The sequence below is a fragment of the Reyranella sp. CPCC 100927 genome (assembly GCF_007859315.1).
Classification (GTDB): Bacteria; Pseudomonadota; Alphaproteobacteria; order Reyranellales; family Reyranellaceae; genus Vineibacter.
In genome coordinates this window covers 97,474-115,555 of record NZ_VOHA01000001.1, presented here as the reverse complement: position 1 = coordinate 115,555, position 18,082 = coordinate 97,474, and the positions used below count along the sequence as shown (strand labels likewise).

22 protein-coding genes are annotated in these 18,082 nt (G+C 67.8%); 8 read left to right on the top strand and 14 right to left on the bottom strand.

Going from position 1 to position 18,082, the window contains the following annotated elements:
* Positions 1–103 precede the first annotated feature (103 nt).
* The 4 genes from ada to FQU96_RS00515 form a co-directional block, all read right to left on the bottom strand.
* Positions 104–1,258 carry a bifunctional DNA-binding transcriptional regulator/O6-methylguanine-DNA methyltransferase Ada gene (gene ada, locus FQU96_RS00530; protein WP_146538887.1) on the bottom strand — a complete coding sequence of 385 codons (1,155 nt, stop codon included), beginning with the start codon at positions 1,256–1,258 and terminating at the stop codon, positions 104–106.
* Between the two features lie 114 nt (positions 1,259–1,372).
* Positions 1,373–1,942 (bottom strand): hypothetical protein, encoded by a 570-nt coding sequence (locus FQU96_RS00525; RefSeq protein ID WP_146538886.1) that lies wholly within the window; start codon positions 1,940–1,942, stop codon positions 1,373–1,375.
* Positions 1,943–2,008: 66 nt separating this feature from the next.
* Positions 2,009–2,389 carry a histidine triad nucleotide-binding protein gene (locus FQU96_RS00520; protein WP_146538885.1) on the bottom strand — a complete coding sequence of 127 codons (381 nt, stop codon included), beginning with the start codon at positions 2,387–2,389 and terminating at the stop codon, positions 2,009–2,011.
* Between the two features lie 16 nt (positions 2,390–2,405).
* Entirely contained in the window at positions 2,406–3,659 is a 1,254-nt protein-coding gene (locus tag FQU96_RS00515; protein WP_146538884.1) for a penicillin-binding protein activator, read from the bottom strand.
* Between FQU96_RS00515 and rsmI the strand changes: the two genes are divergently transcribed.
* From rsmI to FQU96_RS00485, 6 genes are all read left to right on the top strand, one after another.
* Entirely contained in the window at positions 3,658–4,560 is a 903-nt protein-coding gene (gene rsmI, locus FQU96_RS00510; protein ID WP_218574564.1) for a 16S rRNA (cytidine(1402)-2'-O)-methyltransferase, read from the top strand. The genes FQU96_RS00515 and rsmI overlap by 2 nt on opposite strands.
* Positions 4,557–4,946 carry a YraN family protein gene (locus tag FQU96_RS00505; protein WP_146538883.1) on the top strand — a complete coding sequence of 130 codons (390 nt, stop codon included), beginning with the start codon at positions 4,557–4,559 and terminating at the stop codon, positions 4,944–4,946. The genes rsmI and FQU96_RS00505 overlap by 4 nt, the downstream gene beginning before the upstream one ends.
* Positions 4,947–4,958: 12 nt before the next feature.
* The gene (locus tag FQU96_RS00500; protein WP_178130219.1) at positions 4,959–5,837 is read left to right on the top strand and encodes a SirB1 family protein; all 879 of its coding nucleotides are present in this window, start codon (positions 4,959–4,961) and stop codon (positions 5,835–5,837) included.
* Positions 5,838–5,874: 37 nt separating this feature from the next.
* Positions 5,875–6,825, top strand: a complete 951-nt coding sequence (gshB, locus tag FQU96_RS00495) for a glutathione synthase (protein WP_146538881.1) — start codon at positions 5,875–5,877, stop codon at positions 6,823–6,825.
* Between the two features lie 19 nt (positions 6,826–6,844).
* On the top strand, positions 6,845–7,423 hold the full coding sequence (locus FQU96_RS00490) for an ankyrin repeat domain-containing protein (protein WP_146538880.1): 579 nt from the start codon (positions 6,845–6,847) through the stop codon (positions 7,421–7,423).
* Positions 7,424–7,606: 183 nt separating this feature from the next.
* Positions 7,607–8,995 carry a cytochrome B6 gene (locus FQU96_RS00485; protein ID WP_146538879.1) on the top strand — a complete coding sequence of 463 codons (1,389 nt, stop codon included), beginning with the start codon at positions 7,607–7,609 and terminating at the stop codon, positions 8,993–8,995.
* Positions 8,996–9,004: 9 nt separating this feature from the next.
* Here the strand turns inward: FQU96_RS00485 and FQU96_RS00480 are convergent, their stop codons facing one another.
* The 4 genes from FQU96_RS00480 to FQU96_RS00465 all read right to left on the bottom strand — a co-directional run bounded on the left by FQU96_RS00480 (position 9,005) and on the right by FQU96_RS00465 (position 12,322).
* Entirely contained in the window at positions 9,005–9,907 is a 903-nt protein-coding gene (locus FQU96_RS00480) for a DUF882 domain-containing protein (protein ID WP_146538878.1), read from the bottom strand.
* Positions 9,908–10,020: 113 nt separating this feature from the next.
* The gene (locus tag FQU96_RS00475) at positions 10,021–10,716 is read right to left on the bottom strand and encodes a lipid-binding SYLF domain-containing protein (RefSeq protein WP_146538877.1); all 696 of its coding nucleotides are present in this window, start codon (positions 10,714–10,716) and stop codon (positions 10,021–10,023) included.
* 134 nt (positions 10,717–10,850) lie between these two features.
* Complete coding sequence (locus tag FQU96_RS00470; protein WP_146538876.1) at positions 10,851–11,339, bottom strand: hypothetical protein; 489 nt, start codon at positions 11,337–11,339, stop codon at positions 10,851–10,853.
* 53 nt (positions 11,340–11,392) lie between these two features.
* Positions 11,393–12,322 carry a DMT family transporter gene (locus FQU96_RS00465; protein WP_146538875.1) on the bottom strand — a complete coding sequence of 310 codons (930 nt, stop codon included), beginning with the start codon at positions 12,320–12,322 and terminating at the stop codon, positions 11,393–11,395.
* Positions 12,323–12,512: 190 nt separating this feature from the next.
* On the opposite strand from FQU96_RS00465, the gene FQU96_RS00460 reads away from it, so the two are divergent.
* Both FQU96_RS00460 and glmS read left to right on the top strand, forming a co-directional pair.
* Positions 12,513–12,785, top strand: coding sequence for a hypothetical protein (locus FQU96_RS00460; protein WP_146538874.1), 273 nt, complete (start codon positions 12,513–12,515; stop codon positions 12,783–12,785).
* 13 nt (positions 12,786–12,798) lie between these two features.
* Positions 12,799–14,616 carry a glutamine--fructose-6-phosphate transaminase (isomerizing) gene (glmS, locus tag FQU96_RS00455; protein WP_146538873.1) on the top strand — a complete coding sequence of 606 codons (1,818 nt, stop codon included), beginning with the start codon at positions 12,799–12,801 and terminating at the stop codon, positions 14,614–14,616.
* 6 nt (positions 14,617–14,622) lie between these two features.
* Here glmS and cobU read toward each other — a convergent pair whose 3' ends face one another.
* Genes cobU through FQU96_RS00425 form a run of 6 tightly spaced genes read right to left on the bottom strand, consistent with a single transcriptional unit; the run spans position 14,623 to position 18,037 of the window.
* Positions 14,623–15,168 (bottom strand): bifunctional adenosylcobinamide kinase/adenosylcobinamide-phosphate guanylyltransferase, encoded by a 546-nt coding sequence (gene cobU / locus FQU96_RS00450; protein WP_146538872.1) that lies wholly within the window; start codon positions 15,166–15,168, stop codon positions 14,623–14,625.
* A gap of 7 nt (positions 15,169–15,175) precedes the next feature.
* The gene (locus FQU96_RS00445) at positions 15,176–15,829 is read right to left on the bottom strand and encodes a histidine phosphatase family protein (protein WP_146538871.1); all 654 of its coding nucleotides are present in this window, start codon (positions 15,827–15,829) and stop codon (positions 15,176–15,178) included.
* Positions 15,829–16,665, bottom strand: coding sequence for an adenosylcobinamide-GDP ribazoletransferase (locus tag FQU96_RS00440; RefSeq protein WP_146538870.1), 837 nt, complete (start codon positions 16,663–16,665; stop codon positions 15,829–15,831). Before FQU96_RS00440 ends, FQU96_RS00445 begins: the two co-directional genes overlap by 1 nt.
* 40 nt (positions 16,666–16,705) lie before the next feature.
* Positions 16,706–17,002, bottom strand: a complete 297-nt coding sequence (locus FQU96_RS00435; RefSeq protein WP_146538869.1) for a hypothetical protein — start codon at positions 17,000–17,002, stop codon at positions 16,706–16,708.
* On the bottom strand, positions 16,974–17,390 hold the full coding sequence (locus FQU96_RS00430; protein WP_146538868.1) for a hypothetical protein: 417 nt from the start codon (positions 17,388–17,390) through the stop codon (positions 16,974–16,976). The genes FQU96_RS00435 and FQU96_RS00430 overlap by 29 nt, the downstream gene beginning before the upstream one ends.
* Positions 17,387–18,037, bottom strand: coding sequence for a TetR/AcrR family transcriptional regulator (locus tag FQU96_RS00425; RefSeq protein ID WP_146538867.1), 651 nt, complete (start codon positions 18,035–18,037; stop codon positions 17,387–17,389). Before FQU96_RS00425 ends, FQU96_RS00430 begins: the two co-directional genes overlap by 4 nt.
* Between the last annotated feature and the right edge of the window lie 45 nt (positions 18,038–18,082).

The window sequence follows — 18,082 nt, the reverse complement described above, 5'->3', positions numbered from 1 at the left end:
GTCCCGATCGCAGCGAACGATCTGTTGACGATGCGAACGGCGCTGGTGATTGCCAGCGCCGTTCGCACGTCGCGTTACCGCGACGCTGAGGTCGACTCGACCGCTATCGCGCGACGCGCCGCTTCTCTTCCGCCAGAATCCGGCGCTTGCGGTCGACGCCCCATCGGTAGCCGGTGAGCGCGCCGCTGGAGCCGACGGCCCGATGACATGGCACGACGACGGCCACGGGATTCGTGGCACACGCACGACCCACGGCACGGGCGGCGCCGGGCTCGCCCAGCTTTTCGGCGATGGCGCCGTAGGTCATGGTCTGGCCAACCGGGATTTCGGTGAGCGCCTTCCACACGCGCCATTGGAAGGCGGTGCCGACGATATCGAGCGGCAGGTCGACGGCATCGATCGCGCTGGGCTTGCGGCCGTCGAGCCGCGCCAGCACAGCCTTCACGCGCGGCCCCAGCGCGCCATCGTCCGGGACGATCTCCGCTGCCGGGAAGTCGCGATGCAGATCGCCGGCCAACTGAGTGTCACTGTCGCCGAGATAGACGGCGGCAATGCCCTTGTGCGTGGCACCAACCAGGACCCGGCCATGGTCGCTGCCGGCGATCGTGTAGGCGATCCGCGCACCGGCACCGCCCTTGCGGTACGTGGCCGGCGTCATGCCCAGGACCTTGTCGGAATTCTCGTAGACCCGGCTCGAAGAACCGTAGCCCGCGCCGTAGAGCGCTTCCGTGACGCTGTCACCGCTTTTCAGCGCTGCCTTGAACCGACCCGTCTTGCGGGCGGCCAGCCAGTCGCGCGGGCTGACGCCCAGTTCGCGCTGGAAACGCCGCGTCAGGGTCGACGCGGTGATGCCCACCTTGCGCGCCACGGCCTCGAGCGAGGGCGCCTCGTCGGCATCGACGTTGTCCAGCAGCCGGCAGGCCATCGCCACAGCGCTGCTCAATCCCTTGTCGACGATCCATTCACGCGGACGGCAGCGCTTGCACGGCCGGAAGCCCGCCGCTTCTGCCGCCTCGGGCGAGGCATGGAAGGCAACATTCTCGCGCCGTGGCGCCCGGGCGCCGCACGAGGGCAGGCAATACACGCCGGTTGTCTTCACGGAGAAATAGAAACGGCCGTTGAAGCCGCGATCACGCCGGCCCAGCGCCGCCCAGCAGGTCTCGGCATCGGGGAGCACGTCGTTCTCGACCACAGGAGTGGCCGGCGCAACGGCATCACGCAGCGTCGCGCGGCTCGGAACAAAAAGGGCTCGATTCATGTCGGTCATGCCCGCAGTGAACACCCGGCGGTGATCCTGCGCTATCCGCCACCTGACGGCAATTTCGAGGGGGCGATCGGCCCTCCCTCGCGCAGTTGGGGAGGCGGAAAAAAGCTAGCGGAGTTTCGGAATCTGCAGCGGGATTGCGTCGGCGGGCAGCACGAACTGGGCCGCGTCCTGCGGCGCGCGCGTGACCTGCGACGCTTCCCAGACCACGCGGTTTCGGCTGATGTCGCGCGTGCGCAGCGCGATGCCGTCGCGCGTCACGCAGGTCATCACCTTGTGCCCCTTGGACGTCTCGAACTCATACTCATCGCACGTCTCGCCGGCGACTTTCGCCTCGCCTACGCGCTTGGCGTCACGATCCAGCATGTTCACGGCGTCGCTGGCGCGCTCGGGATCGATCTCCATGGCGATCTTCTGGCCCAGGCGCTGGCTGACGACGGTCGCCGTGCGCGCCGCGAGATCGACATAGATCGCTGCCTTTTTGCCGTCGACATGCGTGTCGATCCGCAACTTGCCGGCGCCGTGGCGCACCGTGGCCGGGTTGCTGCCCTTGCCCGACGTGATGGTTCCCTCGGCACTGTAGTCGGCGGTGGGCTTGGGCATCGTTTCAGCGCGCGGCGCGACCGACGGTACAGCCAGCGCCAGCATGGCGACAGGAAGGAAACCGAGGCGGTGCATAGGCTTACCTGCGAGCAAAAGTGGACACTGCACCCTGGCCGGCCATTGGGGCACCGGGATGGCGGCTCACGCGTCGTCCGGCCGCGGCATGTTGCCCATCCGGTGGCTCATCTGTCGGCCCCCGAAAATGTGAACGTGAAAATGAAACACGATCTGGCCGCCCTTGGGACCGTGATTGGCGACCAGGCGATAGCCCTCCGGCTCCAGGCCCAGGACCCGTGCCGTCTCGCCCACGGCACGCCAGAAGCCAACGACCAGGGCATCCGGCGCCCGGGCGGAGAAGTCGGCGTTCGACACGTAGTCGCCCTTGGGCACGACCAACACGTGGACCGGCGCCAGCGGATTGATGTCGTGAAACGCCAGCGCGTGTTCGTCCTCGTAGACTTTCCGGCACGGCAACTCACCGCGCAGGATGCGCGCAAAGATGTTGTTGCGATCGTACTCCATGCTTCCCCCTACCGGATCAGTTGGTCGGCTGGTCCAGGCTTGAGGGGGCGGGGTCGACAATGCGCACCCGCTCGTTGCCGATTTCCAGCACCGCCAGGGCCCGCTCGACCCGCCCGTCGGCGCGGAACCGGAACAGCCCGTCGAGGCCCTGGAAACCCGCGGGATCGGTCAACCCCGATGCCGTGAAGTCGCCGCCGGGCTTTGCCCGCGCCAGCCGGGCCGCCATGGTGACGGCGTCGTACGCCAAGGTCGCCAGACGATGCGGTGCTTTGCCATGCACAGCCTCGAACTTGCGCTCGAACTCGGCACGCCGCGAGGGATCCGGCGCTGCAAACCAGGCACCCGACAGGCCGCCCTCGGAGGCGATGGCCGGCGTATCCCAGACGCCCGTGCCGATGAGCTGGGCCTTCTTGGCGTCCGGATTGGTCGTCGTCAGGGCCTGCGTCGCGGCTGCCAGCGGCGGTCCCGCGACCGGCAGCAGCAAAGCGGTGGTGCCGCTGCCCTCGGCGGTGATGGCCTGCGTCACGCGATCGACGCCGCCGGTGAGGTTGCCGTCCTTGAAGTTGAAGCGCTCGGCCGCAGCGACCGTGCCGCCGCGCGATGTGACCGCATCACGCAAGGCCTGGGTCGCCTGCTGGCCGTAGGGTGTCGCCGGCGCGAAGGCGGCGAAGCGGCGGATGCCCTTGGACAGCGCATAGTCGGCCACACGACGGACCTGGGTCTGCACGCCCAGTCCCATCGGGTAGACGCCGGGCTGTGCCACGCCCTCGTCATTGGAGAAGCTCACCATCTCCAGGTTGGCGTCACGGGCGGCCAGCGCCGCCGCCGCCGTGGCCGGACCGAACAGCGGCCCCAGCAGGATCACCGCGCCGCTCTGCGCCGCCCGCTGCACGGCAGCCACGGCACGGTCGGGCGAGTCGCCGGTGTCGATCGGAATGATGGCGATGTCGCGACCGGCGCCATCGAAGATCGCCAGTTCCGCCGCCTCCAGCATCGAGTTGCCGATGTCACGCGCGCGTCCCGACAACGGCAGCAGCAGCGCGACCTTGAGCTTGCCGGTGGCCGTCACGCGCGGTGCCGGTTCTGGCCTGGGATCGGCATGCGCGATGGCGGGTGCTGGCGGCGGTGGCGGCGTGCTAGATTGCGGCGCCGTGGTGGTGGCACAAGCACCCAGCAACAGGCCGACGGCCGCCATGGCCAGCCATCCGGCGAAACCGGGTCCCGGGCCGCGGCCCATCGACGGACACGGCGCAAGCGAACGGAGCATCATGGCTGTCCCCACACGAGTAATGCCGGCAGCCGATGACCGTAGCGACGGCGCCGAAGCAAGTAAACCAGCGCCAGGCCTTTACCTTGTGGCGACGCCGATCGGCAACGCCCGCGACATCACGCTGCGTGCGTTGGACATCCTGCGTGCCGCTGACATCATCGCCTGCGAGGACACGCGGGTCACACGCACGCTGCTGACGCTTTACGGCATTTCAGCGACCGTGATCGCCTGTCACGACCACAACGAAGACACTGTCGCCGACCGAATCGTCACCGAGGTCCGCGCCGGCAATATCGTCGCACTGGTCAGCGACGCTGGCATGCCGCTGGTGTCGGACCCCGGTCATCGCGTGGTCCGGGCCGCGATCGACGCCGGCGTACCGGTCACCACCGTGCCTGGTCCGTCAGCGCCGCTGGCGGCCCTGGCATTGGCGGGACTGCCCAATGATCGCTTCCTGTTCGGCGGTTTCCTGCCGAACAAGCAACACGCGCGACGCGAAGCCATCACGGCGCTGGCGGCGGTGCCGGCGACCCTGGTGTTCTTCGAGTCCCCGCACCGCCTCGTCGAGGCCCTGGCCGATCTCGCCGCGTTGCTGGGCGCACGCCCGGCGGCGGTGGCCCGCGAACTCACCAAGCGCTTCGAGGAGGTGCGGCGGGGGCCGCTCGATGTGCTGGCGCAACACTATGGCGACAGCGGACCGCCCAAGGGCGAGATCGTCCTGGTGATCGCGCCGCCGGGACCGCAAGCGGGGCCAACCGAGGACGATATCGACATGGCCCTGCGTGAAGCGCTGGCAGCGACTGGCGTGCGCGAAGCAGCGGCGGAGGTGGCGGCGCGCTTCGGCCGACCGCGGCGCGAGGTCTACGCCCGCGCGCTGGCGCTGAAACGTCAACCCGAATGAAAGGCCGGCCGGCCCCCGGACCGCCCGCCGATCCGCGGCGGATCGCGGCTGACCGGATGGGCCGCTGGGCCGAATGGCGCTGCGTGTGGCGGCTGCGCCTGAGCGGGTATCGCGTGCTGGCCCGCCGATGGCGCGCAACGGCGGGCGAAATCGACATCGTGGTGCGGCGCGGCGACGTGGTGGCCTTCGTCGAGGTCAAGGCGCGGGCCAGCGCGACGGACGCCGCCTTCGCCTTGACAGAGCCACAGTGGCGGCGCATCGCTCGCGCGGCGGAGATGTTCATCGCGCGTCGTCAGGGGTTGGCGGGTTGCGCGATCAGGTTCGACGCCATGCTGGTAACGCCGCGCGGGTGGCCGACGCATGTCGTCGACGCCTGGCGGCCATAGCGACGGATGGCGATGGCGGGCACGTCGACGACTCATGTGAAGAGCGAACTGCTGGAGCGGCTGGCGGCCTTGTGCCCTGTCGACGATGCGACGATCGACGTTGTCGAAGCTGGCCTGGTTCTCTCGGCGCTGCGTCGTTCGGATCTCCAGCTGGCGCCCTATCGCACGCATATGGCCACGCTGTGCGCCGACGTCGCGGCACGGGTGCGCGACAGGCAGGCGCCACCGGATGCGCTGTGCGACGTGTTGGCGAACGGCCACGGCTATCGCGGCGACCGGGAGACCTACGATGACCTGCAGAACGCTGATTTGGCGAGCGTCATCGACCGCCGTCGCGGCCTGCCGGTCGCGCTGAGCCTGATCTGGCTGCAAGCGGCGCGGGCCCAGGGCTGGACCTGCGTCGGCGTGGCGTTCCCCGGACACTTCCTGATCCAGTTGGAAAGCGACGGTGTGCGCACCATCCTGGACCCCTTCAACGAGGGCACCGCGCTGGAACCGGCAGACCTGCGCCGGCTGCTGAAGACCGTGCATGGCGCCGATGCCGAACTGCGGCCCGAGTACGTGACCGCTTTGTCCGATCACGATGTCCTGCTGCGGTTGGAGAACAACATCAAGGTGCGCCAGCTGCGCAGTGGCGACAGTACCGGCGCCACGGCGACGCTGCAGCACATGACCGCCATCGCGCCGGATCGGCCCGAGCTCTGGTTCGAGGCCGGTGCGCTCAATGCGCAGATCGACGCCGTCGGCGCCGCCTGCCGCGCCTTCGACCGGTTCCTGGCAGTCGATGCCCAGACGCCGCCGTCCCAGGACATGGAGGTTTCGGCCGCCCGCGCCAAGGCCCGGCGCGACGCCACGGCTCTCTTGCGCGAATTGCGGCGGCGGCTTAACTGAGCCCGGTGCCGGTTCGACGGCGCCGGAGGATACGTGCATGGGTCTCGCTGTCGCTTTCCAGATGGACCACGTCTCGACCGTCGATATTGATGGTGATTCGACGTTCGTGCTGGCACTTGAAGCGCAGGCGCGTGGCCATACGCTGTATCACTACACGCCGGCCGATCTTTTCTTCCGCGACCGCAAGGTCATGGCGAAGGCACAGCCCATGACGGTCCGCCGCGAGAAAGGCCGACACTACCAGCTGGGCGAGGCCGAGATCCTCGACCTGGCGACGGTGGACGTGGTGTGGCTGCGGCAGGATCCGCCGTTCGACATGGCCTACATCACGACGACGCATCTGCTTGAGCATATCCATCCCAGGACGCTGGTGGTCAACGATCCGGCCCATGTCCGCAATGCGCCGGAAAAGCTGTTCGTGGCGCACTTCGACGGCCTCATGCCGCCGACCCTGATCGCGTCCGATGCGGCCCGCATCCGCGAATTCCGCAACGAGCACAAGGACATCATCCTGAAGCCGCTGTTCGGCAACGGCGGCGCCGGCGTGTTCCGCGTCAAGCCTGATGACGAGAACCTCAATTCGCTGCTGGAGATGTTCTCCAAGGCATCGCGCGAACCGATCATCGCGCAGCGCTACCTGCCGGAGGTCCGCAAGGGCGACAAGCGCATCATCCTGATCGACGGCGAGCCGGTCGGGGCCATCGACCGCGTGCCGGCGGCGGGCGAGTCACGCTCGAACATGCATGTCGGCGGCGTGCCGGTGAAAGCGACCCTGACCACGCGTGATCGCGATATCTGCGCGGCCATCGGCCCGGCGCTGAAGGAGCGCGGGTTGATCTTCGTGGGCATCGACGTGATCGGCGATTGGCTGACCGAGATCAATGTAACGTCGCCGACCGGCCTGCAGCAGATCGACCGCTTCGACGGCGTGAACCTGGAAGGCCGCATCTGGGATGTGATCGAGGCGAAGCGCGCGGCGGGCGCGTGAGACGAGTACGGAGGCGATCATGGCGCGTGGTACGACGATGATCCGTTTGGTGGCAGCATTGGCGCTGGGCACCGCCCATGCCGTCCCGGTTCACGCCCAGGTCGAAATCCTGTTGTCGCGGCCGATGGTGACGGCCGTCGAAAAAGGCGACCTCGCCGGCGTCCAGCAGGGTCTGCTGAAGGGTGAAAGCCCCAACCAGGTCGATGCGCAGCGCCAGCCGCTGCTGATCCTCGCCGTTTCCAAGGGCCATGTCGAAATCGCCGCCGCGCTGTTGAAGGGCGGTGCGATCGTCGACGGCACCGACCGCGAGGGCCGCACCGCCCTGATCCGCGCCGCCGAACGCAACGACCCCGAGATGGTGAAGGTCATTCTGACGCGCAATCCCCGCGTGAACGCCCAGGACCGCCAGGGCGTCTCCGCCCTGATGATGGCGGCACGCAACGGCTCGACCGAGATCGTGCGCGCGCTGATCGACAAGAAGGCCGACCCCAACGTATCAGACTACACTGGCCGCACCGCGATGACCTATGCGCGCGAGTCGCGCCGCGGCGGCGGCTCCATCACGGATCTCCTGCGCAAGGCCGGCGGCAGAGGCTGATCCTTTCCTCTCAACGCTGCGTTGCACGCGACTGTTCGCCGTCGCGTGAATCATCACACGCATGTCATCTTGAACGGATGACGGCCGTGATGTGATGCAACCATTGAGTGCGCTCGCGCATTGCGCATGTGGCCCGCGCGGCTGCCGTACTTGTCGACCTCGCGGGTGAGAGGGAGACCTGATATGCGCAAAGCCCTGTCAGCGACGCTTGCACTCGTCGCCGCTGGATTCGCGAGTGCGGCGCAGGCGCAAGTATCCGACAAGCCGCCGTCCAGCTATTCGCCCGTCGTTACGACCGAGCCCTTCGCGACGATCTTGTCGCGCATGCAGGCAGAAAAACCGGCCGTCATGCGACGGCAGTTCGACCTGCTGAACGAGCGCTACGATCTCGCCAACCGCGCCGCCGCCGGCGTGACGATGGCGCGCGGCAAGCCCGTGCAGGACGGCGTGCGCGTCAAGCTGCCGGCCGGGCAGTCATGGGATCGCCTGGGTGCGATGCGGCCGGAGGAGATCCGCGATCGTGACCAGTTCCCGAAGGGCTTCCTGCCGCTGCCGCACCCGAACCATCCCGAAGGCGGCATGGTGTTCCCGAAGTTTCACATCGATGAGATCAAGCGGCAGGAGGCGCGCGATCTCACCCGCTTCGACCTCGATTTCGACCTGCCCGACCACCTGCTGCCGGAGTTTCCGGCGCCGATCTTTCTCACGACGCGGCCGGACCTGGGCGATGTCGCGCAGGGCAAGCTGCTGACCATCGACAACTTCTTCGAACTGTTCAACGGCGTGCTCAATCCCAAGCAGCTCGAGGGCCTGCGGCTGCTGCTGACGCCCTTCCCGCAGCAGCAGTTCAACCAGACCGAGGACCGGCGCAGCGAGCGGCCCAGCCGCGGCGTGACCTGCTTCGACTGCCACGCCAACGGCCACACGAACGCATCGACGCACCTGGTGGGTGACATCCGCCCGCAACCGTTCCGCCATCGCATCGACACGCCGTCATTGCGCGGCGTCAACATCCAGCGCCTGTTCGGCTCGCAGCGGGCGCTGAAAAGCATCGAGGACTTCACCGAGTTCGAACAGCGCGCCGCCTATTTCGACGGCGACCCGGTGACCGCAACCAAGAAGGGCGTGAACGTGCTGGAGCGCGGCAGCCAGGTGCACTTCATGGCCGAATTCCAGGCCCTGCTCGACTTCCCGCCGGCGCCGAAACTCAATGTCATGGGCCGGCTGGACCGGTCGAAGGCGAACGAAAGCGAACTGCGCGGCGAGGCCATCTTCTTCGGCAAGGGCCAGTGCGCCGCCTGCCATGCGCCGCCGTACTACACTGACAATCTGATGCACAACCTGCGGGTCGAGCGCTTCTACAAGCCGCAGACCGTCAACGGCCGCATGGCGGCCGCCGACGGGCCGATCAAGACCTTTCCGTTGCGCGGCATCAAGGACTCACCGCCGTATCTGCACGACGGCCGCCTGCTGACGCTCGACGACACGGTCGAGTTCTTCAACCTGGTCCTCGAGCTCAAGCTGACACAGCCGGAGAAGACCGACCTGCTGGCCTTTCTCAGGGCCCTCTGACCGGCGGGCTTACCAGTACCGCACGGGGCCGGTGTCGAGGTGAACGAAGCCGCTGCGCGGATAGTAGCCGACACCGCCCAGACCCAGCATGCGCGCCGCCTGGCGGATCTGCCCGGCGGTGCGCCCCGGCAGCATGACGTCCATCGCCTGGCCGCGCATGTGCAGGCTGTCGGAGGCAACGCCGCTGCTGACGCTGGCCAGCCAGGCGTTGGTCTGCGGCGAGCGGTAGCCCGACAGCACGCGATACGTCGCCGTCGAGCCCAGCTGGCGGCGGACCTGCCACAGGATGTCGAACAGCTTGGGGTCCATCTGGACCTGATCGCCGGAGCGGCTGTCGCGCAGGAAGTCATTCAGGCGATCGAGTTCGGACTGCACGTACTGACCGCGGTGCCAGTAGGTGACGTTGAGCGACTCGCCAGTGTGTACGTTGTACAGCGACAAGGCGCGCGCCACACCATTGTCCGGCAGGGGGCTCGGCATGGTGAACGTCGGCATCCGCCCGAAGCGGGTGGACCGGCGCTTGTCCGGCAGGGCAACCGCGCTCCGGCTGGCCGCGGTGGGCCGCACCGCCAGGCGTGAATTGGGCCGTACCGTCCGGCCGGCCGCCCGCAGCTGGTTGTTCTTGGCCGCACGCACGCCGCGCGTCGCCGTCGCCGAGCGTTGGGCCGTCTTGACCGGCTGCACCCGCCGTGGCGATGGCCGGCGTGTCGAAGCGCTCTGGGCCGCCGGTTTCTTTCGGGGACTGGGCCGCGTCGTGGCACTCTGGGCGCCGCTGGTACTCTTGGGGGCTGCCTTGTGAACCGGCTTGGGCGACTTGGCCGGTGTTGTCGTCTTCGTCTGTGCCTGGGCTTCTAAGCCAGCACCGACACCGATGGCGAGCGCCAATACCAACGCGGCGATCTTTCCCAGCATGCGCAACTACTCTCAACGCGAGATGAAAAAAGAGGGCGTAGCCACGGCAACACCCGACGATGAGCCATGTCCCAGAAGGACGCGTGCGCCCCGACGGCGGGGCGAACGAAAGGTCAGAAGCGCGCCAGGTACTGGCGCAGCCCGTTGGCACCGGGATTCGTATAGCGACGCTCCGTGATCACGTCACGGCCGCGTGCACCCTGACCATAGTAGAGCGCATTCCAGTCGTTGTCAGGCTCCAGGTACGAACCATCCAGGGCCGCGCCGACATACAGGCCACTGGCCTTGGAATAGGCGACGATGTCGGCGCCCACGGCACCGGTCGTTGCACCGGCAATGCCGACGCCGGCATTGATCACCGTCACACCGCCTTCGGCGCCGAACTTGAACTTGCTCTCCAGCAGCGCGTTCAGGCCCTTGTCGGTGAGCACGATCAGCAGGATCTCCTGAACGCGACCGCCGACCTGCAGGCCGAGGCTGCCGGAGCCCATGGTCATAAACGCCGGATAGCTCCAGTCGTTGGCGCCGTTGCGGGCCAGCAGAACGCCGCGGCCGCCGGCACCACCGATCAGGAATGCAGCCTGGGTGAAGCTGGGCAGGATCAGCACGCCCCGCGCGCGCTTCAGCTGATTGATGGCTTCGGGGAATTCCTTGCTGTCGATGACGCGCTGCACGGAGGCGAGAGCATCGTTGACCAGTGCTTGGCGCTTGGCATCGGCCAGAGCCGGTGCCGCAGCGATTGCGGGAACGAGGGCCGCCGCCGAAGCGACGAGGGAACGACGCGACAGCGTCGGACGGGACGTCGGCATATTTTATTCTCCGTTTCTGGCCACAGCCGGCGGAGGGACGCCTTTTTTTGGGCTGCAGCATCGGTACCATAGCACTCCCGAGCCCGGTAATCATCGGCCTCACACGGGGCAGAAATGTGGCAAAAGCGGCAATCTCACTTGCCGAGCAGAACATGAGCGCGCGCGATCACGGTATCGATCGCGATGCGGTCGGGGTTCCACAGCGTTGCTGCCGGCAACGATGTGCCATCCGCCAGGTCGAGCCTCAGGCGATACACGAGCTCGCCGTCGCGACCCGGGCGCTGCGCCCGGGCGAAGCCCGTGATTTCGGCCGCCGTCCAGCGGCTCGTCGTGCGATGCAGGACCGTGCGGCGGACCAGGGAGACAACGCCCTGGGCACCATCGACATGCAGACGGGTGTCCGGCCGAGCCACCGCCCGCCACAGCCCCAGCAGGGCGATCAGGCCGGCGAAGGGCATGACCAGGAGCAGGAGCATATCGCGCCATTCGCCGCCGGGACGATAGTTGTCGTAGGCGATGTAGACGCAGAAGCCGGCAATGGCGAAATTGAAGATCCCGACCCACCGATCAAGGGTCGGGTGATCGTCGACCATGAGGTCGGTACCCACATCACGCACGCGCATGCAACAGCATAACCTGCCGTCGTTGCCGTGCCATCGCTAAGACGTAGGGTCGGTCACGCTTCCTTTGCAGCGCGCACGCGCCGCCACAGCCTGCCATCGATCGCCACCAACCCGCCGCCGATCAGGACAAGGCCGACCACGTGCCGCGACAGCAGGGGCTCGTCCAGCAGCAGCATGCCGAATGCCAGCGCGCTGGGTGGAATCAGGAACGTGACCAGCAGCAGGTTGGTCGCACCCGCTGTCGCCAGCAGGCGGAAATAGATGACGTAGGCCAGCGCCGTGCTGATGACGGCGAGGCCGACCAGCGCGGCGATGGCGGTGGTGCCGGGCGGTGCCAGCAGCCAGGGGCGATCAACCGCCAGCGCCAGCGGCAGCATCATGATGGTCGCCGCCGTGACCTGTCCAGTTGCGACCGACAGCGGCGCCAATCCCATGCGGGCGAAGCGACGACCGAAGATACCGGCGAAGGCATAGGACAGGGTTGCCAGCACGACCGCGATCATCGCCGGTACGTCGCCGCTGAAGCCGGCCACGGCCGAGGGACCGATCAGGGCGGCAACGCCGGCGATGCCGAGCAGCACACCCGCCAGTTTGCCGGCATTCATCTTCTCATCGCTGGTCAGCAGATGTGCGACGACGACGGTCCACAGCGGCGTCGTGGCGTTGAGAATCGAGGCGAGCCCGGCCCCGATTTGCATCTGGCCCCAGAAGATCAGGGTGAAGGGCAGGACGTTGTTGAGAAATCCCATGCCGATGAAGGCGAGCCAGCTGACGCGATCGGTCGGCAAACGCTGCCCCAGCACCAGCAGCAGCAGGTTCAGCGCCACCGCCGCCAGCGCGACACGTCCCAGGGTCACCGACAGCGGCGGGATCTCGCCCACCGCGACCTTGCCGAACAGGAACGAGCCGCCCCACAGCACGGACAAGGCGATGAGCAGCAGCCACTCGGCACCACCCATGGAACGCGACGAGGAAGACGGCATCGATCAACTCCGCTGCACCGGAAGCAGACCTATCGCCGGCGCCCGCTCCGCACCATCCGCCATCCCGCAAGAAATTGCTGCCAACCTGCAGCCCAGACTTTCAGTGGCTTCCGGTGGTGGTATTTGACCATTCCTGCCCGATTTCGGGCAAAATCTTTGCTTTCCATGACCTGAACCAGGATCCTGAGCCATGTCGGAGCCGAACGAGCTGGAGGAGCTGGTGGCGCATCTGGTGCGGACGAGCCGTTTGACCGCGCCCGAGGCGGCCAAGGTGGTCGACGAGGTGCTGGCGTTCCTGTCGGAGCAACCCGAGGACTTCGTGCGCCGCCGCCACCGCAGCCTGCAGCAGGAAGGCCTGTCCAACAGCGCGATCTTCGACCGGCTCAGCGTCGAGTTGGCACGCTGGCGATTTCGCGCCCCGGCTTACAGCGAGCGGCAACTGCGCCGCGTGATCTACGGTTGAGGAGAGACGCCGCATGTGCGGGATCGTTGGTTACATCGGCAAACGTGACGCCGCCCCCATCCTGATGGAAGGCCTCCATCGCCTGGAATACCGCGGCTATGACTCGGCCGGCATCGCGGTCGCGCGGGCAGGCGAGCTGCGCGTGGCCAAATGCAAAGGCCGCGTCCGCGACCTGGAGAAGATCCTGCCGGACCGCTTCAAGGGATCGCCCGGCATCGCCCACACCCGCTGGGCAACCCACGGCGAGCCCAGCGACCGCAATGCCCATCCGCACTGCGACAGCGCCAACCGGATCGCCGTGATCCATAACGGCATCATCGAGAACGCGACCGCCCTGCGCCGACGCCTCGCGGCGGAAGGCATCGTGTTTCGCTCCGAGACCGACACGGAAGTCCTGGCCCACCTGATCGCGAAGATGCCGCACGACTCGCTGGAAGGCGCGGTGCGTGCGGCCCTGCAGATGGTGGTGGGCGCCTATGGCCTGGCTGTGCTCGACGCGACGCGACCGAACGCGCTCGTCGTGGCGCGCAACGGCAGCCCGGTGGTGCTGGGAATCGGCGACCGCGAAATGTTCGTCGCCTCGGACCCGTCTGCCCTCGTGCGCCACACGCAGAGCGTCGTTCATCTCGACGACGGCGAGGTCGCCGTCCTGCGCGCCGACGGGTTCGAGACGTCGACGCTGGAGGGCGATCCGACGGCCAAGACGGCATCGACCATCGCCTGGACCGACGACGCCTTCGACAAGCTCGACTTCGACCACTTCATGCGCAAGGAGATCGCCGAACAGCCCGATGCCGCACGGCGCACGCTGAGCGGCCGCCTCGAACCGCGCTTCCAGACCGCGCATCTGGGCGGTCTGGCGCTGGATGCGCGCGAGTTGCTGGAGGTGCGGCGCATCAAGATCCTCGGCTGCGGCTCGGCCTGCATCTCCGCAACGATGGGCGCCCACCTGATCGAACAGCTGGCGCGCCTTCCCGCCCATGCCGAGCCGGCCTCGGAGTTCCGCTACCGCAACCCCGTGATCGAGCCCGACACGCTCTACATCGCCGTCAGCCAGTCCGGTGAAACGTTCGATACGCTGGCCGCGGTGCAGGAGGTCAAACGCAAGGGTGGACGGGTGCTGGGCATCGTCAACGTCGTCGGCAGCACCATTGCGCGCGAGTGCGGCCGCGGCATCTACCTGCATGCCGGACCCGAGGTCTCGGTGGTGTCGACCAAGACGTTCACTTGCACCGTGATGGCCTTCGCCCTGCTCGCCCTTCACCTCGGGCGAATCCGCGACCTGTCAACCGCGCACGGTGGACGTCTGCTGAAGGCACTGTCGGAACTGCCCGTCCAGATCGAGAGCATCCTGGCCCGCGATGCCGAGATTGCCGAGCTCGCCCGACAACTCCTCGCCTGCGAGCATGCCTATTTCATCGGCCGGGCCGCCGGCTATGCCGTGGCCATGGAAGGCGCGCTCAAGCTCAAGGAGGTGAGCTATCTGCACGCCGAGGCCTATCCCGCCTCCGAGCTCAAGCACGGCCCGCTGGCCCTGATCACACCACAGACGCCCACGATCGTGGTCATGCCGCGCGACGATCTGTTCACCAAGAACATCTCGACGGTCGAGGAGATCCGCGCCCGCGGCGGTCCGATCCTGGCGATCACCCACGCCGGCGATCTGCCCGTGAGCGTCGAGGGACGCTTCGATGTCCCGCGATCGGAACCGGAACTCGATCCGATTCTCCTGAACATCCCCCTGCAGCTGCTCGCGTATCACGTGGCCCTGCAGAAGGGGCGCGACATCGACAAGCCGCGCAACCTCGCCAAGTCGGTCACCGTCGAATGACGCGGTTCAGGCGCCTTTGACTGTCATCGGCAGGCCGGCCACCATGAACACGACGCGCTCTGCCTGCTGCGCCACGCGCATGTTCAACCGCCCGGCATCGTCACGAAAGCGGCGGGCCAATGCATTGTCGGGCACGATGCCCAGCCCGACCTCGTTGGCCACCAGCACGACATCGGATCGCATGTCGGCCAGCGCCGCCACCAACGCGTCGCCCGCCGCCACGACGTCGCGATCGCGCAGCATCAGGTTGGAGAGCCACAAGGTCAGACAGTCGACCAGGACCGTCCGCGCATCGGCGTGACGCCGCAACGCGGCGGCAAGCTCGACCGGCTCCTCGATGGTCTGCCAGTGGACCCCGCGCCGCGCGCGATGCAGCGCAACGCGGGCCGCCATCTCGGCATCGCCATGGCGGGCGCTGTCAGCCAGATCGGCAGTGGCGATCAGCAGCGACGGTCGCGGCGCGCCGCCCTGCGCGGTGCCATCGACCAGCCGTTCGGCATACGTGCTCTTGCCCGAACGCGCGCCCCCCAACACCAGCGTCGTGCCGGGCATCGACGGCTCACGCCAGCGCGCGGTGGAGGCGGTGCTCGACGGGCATCACGTTGGTGAACACCACCCGCCAGGCATGGTCGGGATCGGCATGCTCGTAGTGTTCGATCAACGACACCGAGACATTGTCGACCTCGAAACGCACTGCCTGCTCCGGGTCCAGCGTCATCGCATGCGCGATGGCGGCGCGGATCGTGCCGCCATGCGTGACGGCCACGATGTCCCGGCCGCGATGCTGCGCGGTGTGATCGAGAATGCCGGCGCGCGTGCGCTCGAACAGATCGACGAAGCTCTCGCCGCCCGGCGTCCGCACGGCGGGCGCGCCGAGCCAGAACAGATGGGTGTTATCGATGCGCAGGTCGACGTAGGTGCGCCCCTGCCAGTCGCCGAAATGCTGCTCGTTGAAACGGGTCTCCTCGAGCGGCTGGCAGTAATCGGCTCCGCACGAGCCCAGAACCGTCGCCGTCCGCTTGGCGCGCAGCAGGCCGCTGGTGATCCACACGGCGCCGCCCGGCAGCATGCGCGCCTGATGGCGGAACAATGCCTCGTTGGAGGTGTCGCAGTCCTTGTCCTGCTGGCCGTAGCAGCGGCCCTCCGGGTTCGGCACCGGCGCATGGCGCACCCACCACCAGCGCGTCACCGCATTGCCGTTCACCGCCGCCATCAACGCCCTCCACCGACACAAAGCGCTACCAGCGCCAGCACGGCGATCTCCACCACCTGCTGGGTCGCGCCCAAAGTGTCGCCGGTATAGCCGCCGATCCGCTGGCGCGCCACCGATGTGACACCGGCCGCCAGCGCCACGGCCAGCGGCGCCGACAGCAGGGCCGCCAGCGGCGCCACGGCGAGCAGCGCGACGAAGGCGATGCCGCCGCCGACCGCCAGGGTCCAGCCGGCAATTGCCGCCGGGGGTGACCCCAGCGCTGCGCCCAGCCCGTCGGATCGCGCCGGTTTTGAGCCGTTGATCGGCCATACCATGGCGCCGCGCGACAGGGCGTGCGTCGCCGCCAACGCCAGGAGACCGCCGCCGGTGCCGGCAACGACGATGATCTGCGTCAGCGCCGCGACCCGCAGCAGCAAGGAGAACATCAGTGCCAGGGCACCGTATGTGCCGATGCGACTGTCGCGCAGGATCTCCAGCCGCCGCGTGCGGTCGGCGTTGGCGACACCGAACGCATCGGTGGTGTCGGCCAGCCCGTCTTCATGCAACGCGCCGGTGAGGACCACAGCCGTCAGCAGGCCCACGACGGCGGCCAGCCACGGCGCCGCGCCCAGCCAGCGCGCGATGGCAAGATCGATCCCGGCGGCAAGGCCGATGGCCAGGCCCACGACCGGCCAGATGGGCAGCGTATCGACGGCGCGAAACCGCGGCGCGCCGCGACCCAGGGGCAGGCAGGTGAAGAAGGCAGCCGCTTCGCCAACCGCCTGCAGCCAGTCTTCGAGCGTGCGCGGGGCGGGGCGGGCGGAAGAGTCGACGGGGTCGGGACTGTCACTGGCCATGGCCGCCGATTGTAGCCCCTTGGCGGCACCGATGCTCGCCCTATGCGGGCGCCCGGCCGGCGGCCAGCGACCGAGCTGGACGGGGCCGCCGCCGGCGCCGGATCCGCACGACGAGGCGACGACGCCAGCGCCGCAGCCTGGGCAGGTCGACGGACAGGAGCGTGACGGCGGCGGACAGCAGGATCGGGCTGGTCGGGGTCGGGATCAGGCCACGCACCAGCAGCAGCGCGCTCAATGCGATGCGGACGCTGCGCCGCGCCGGTATGCGCAGCCGGTACCGGCCCAGACGCAGGTAGGCGGGTTCCGTCCTATTCGCCGCCGTCGACATCGACTTCACCGGCCAGCAATCGCCGCGCGGCTGTTTCAGCCTCGGCGAGGTCGCGCGCCGCGACAAAGTTCAGCCCGAAGGTCCTGGCAATGATGGCGCCCTGCGCCCGCAGCGCCAGCCGCTTCGCGAGGCTGGGCTCGACACTGACGAAGCCGCGGCACGACGCCGCGAAGGCCCCTTTGTTGACCTTGATCCACTGCGCCTTGCTCTTGCGGTCCTGCGGACTGTCCTCGCCGTGGCCGTCCACGAGCACCAGGACGAACGGATCGCCGCGCTGAACGAGCGCGTCCATTTCCGGCACCCACGTCCGCGTATAGCCGGCCGGCAGCCCATTCACGCTGATCCGGACGATCGGAAAATCCGAGATGTCATGGAGCTCGAACTGGAACGTGCTCACGATCGTCTCCGTCCCTTGGAGGACCCGCGACGGTTCATGCCTGCAGGCGGGCGGATGAGATCCAGGACGTGCTCGAGAAAATCCGAATCATCGAGCGCATCGGCGGCGGTTACGGCGAGCGCATCGCGGATCTCCGTCTGGCTGTGCAGCCAGAACTGCACAAGGCTGCCGGCAATGATCATGGCCAGGCCTGCCGGCATGTCGTTGCGGATGAAACCGGCGTCCTGCGCTTGCTTGAACAGCGGCACGCCGCGCCCTGTGATGGACACCGAGCGTGACCTGCGTTCCGCCGTGGCGCCCTCGAGCAGGCGCCACAGATTGAAGCGAAAGGCGGTCGGGTGCTCTTTCCAGTATTGCATGTAGCGGCGCAGCGCCTGCGGCACCGTATCGGGACCAGGCTCGCCCGGTGCCAGGGCTTCCCCGACATAGGCCAGGAAATCGGCTGAGATGCGCTCACCGACGAAATTCCACAGCGCCTCCTTGCCCTTGAAGTGATGGTGCACCAGCCCCTGTGACACGCCCGCGCGATGGGCGATGTCGCGCATCGTGGCGCCGTGAAATCCCGCCTCGGCGAACGCGATCAACGCCGCCTCGACAATGGTGTCCCGCGCATCGGCGAGCGTGAAAACAGGACGAAGTTCCGCCATCGGCACCGCCACGAATTCCAGATTCTTGCCGCCAGCATCAATCAG

What these genes read in the sequence shown, in the direction of transcription:
- ada (WP_146538887.1), bottom strand. Translation starts at nt 1,258, where the DNA reads ATGAATCGAGCCCTTTTTGTTCCGAGCCGCGCGACGCTGCGTGATGCC.
- FQU96_RS00525 (WP_146538886.1), bottom strand. Translation starts at nt 1,942, where the DNA reads ATGCACCGCCTCGGTTTCCTTCCTGTCGCCATGCTGGCGCTGGCTGTA.
- FQU96_RS00520 (WP_146538885.1), bottom strand. Translation starts at nt 2,389, where the DNA reads ATGGAGTACGATCGCAACAACATCTTTGCGCGCATCCTGCGCGGTGAG.
- rsmI (WP_218574564.1), top strand. Translation starts at nt 3,658, where the DNA reads ATGGCTGTCCCCACACGAGTAATGCCGGCAGCCGATGACCGTAGCGAC.
- FQU96_RS00515 (WP_146538884.1), bottom strand. Translation starts at nt 3,659, where the DNA reads ATGATGCTCCGTTCGCTTGCGCCGTGTCCGTCGATGGGCCGCGGCCCG.
- FQU96_RS00505 (WP_146538883.1), top strand. Translation starts at nt 4,557, where the DNA reads ATGAAAGGCCGGCCGGCCCCCGGACCGCCCGCCGATCCGCGGCGGATC.
- FQU96_RS00500 (WP_178130219.1), top strand. Translation starts at nt 4,959, where the DNA reads ATGGCGGGCACGTCGACGACTCATGTGAAGAGCGAACTGCTGGAGCGG.
- gshB (WP_146538881.1), top strand. Translation starts at nt 5,875, where the DNA reads ATGGGTCTCGCTGTCGCTTTCCAGATGGACCACGTCTCGACCGTCGAT.
- FQU96_RS00490 (WP_146538880.1), top strand. Translation starts at nt 6,845, where the DNA reads ATGGCGCGTGGTACGACGATGATCCGTTTGGTGGCAGCATTGGCGCTG.
- FQU96_RS00485 (WP_146538879.1), top strand. Translation starts at nt 7,607, where the DNA reads ATGCGCAAAGCCCTGTCAGCGACGCTTGCACTCGTCGCCGCTGGATTC.
- FQU96_RS00480 (WP_146538878.1), bottom strand. Translation starts at nt 9,907, where the DNA reads ATGCTGGGAAAGATCGCCGCGTTGGTATTGGCGCTCGCCATCGGTGTC.
- FQU96_RS00475 (WP_146538877.1), bottom strand. Translation starts at nt 10,716, where the DNA reads ATGCCGACGTCCCGTCCGACGCTGTCGCGTCGTTCCCTCGTCGCTTCG.
- FQU96_RS00470 (WP_146538876.1), bottom strand. Translation starts at nt 11,339, where the DNA reads ATGCGCGTGCGTGATGTGGGTACCGACCTCATGGTCGACGATCACCCG.
- FQU96_RS00465 (WP_146538875.1), bottom strand. Translation starts at nt 12,322, where the DNA reads ATGCCGTCTTCCTCGTCGCGTTCCATGGGTGGTGCCGAGTGGCTGCTG.
- FQU96_RS00460 (WP_146538874.1), top strand. Translation starts at nt 12,513, where the DNA reads ATGTCGGAGCCGAACGAGCTGGAGGAGCTGGTGGCGCATCTGGTGCGG.
- glmS (WP_146538873.1), top strand. Translation starts at nt 12,799, where the DNA reads ATGTGCGGGATCGTTGGTTACATCGGCAAACGTGACGCCGCCCCCATC.
- cobU (WP_146538872.1), bottom strand. Translation starts at nt 15,168, where the DNA reads ATGCCCGGCACGACGCTGGTGTTGGGGGGCGCGCGTTCGGGCAAGAGC.
- FQU96_RS00445 (WP_146538871.1), bottom strand. Translation starts at nt 15,829, where the DNA reads ATGGCGGCGGTGAACGGCAATGCGGTGACGCGCTGGTGGTGGGTGCGC.
- FQU96_RS00440 (WP_146538870.1), bottom strand. Translation starts at nt 16,665, where the DNA reads ATGGCCAGTGACAGTCCCGACCCCGTCGACTCTTCCGCCCGCCCCGCC.
- FQU96_RS00425 (WP_146538867.1), bottom strand. Translation starts at nt 18,037, where the DNA reads ATGGCGGAACTTCGTCCTGTTTTCACGCTCGCCGATGCGCGGGACACC.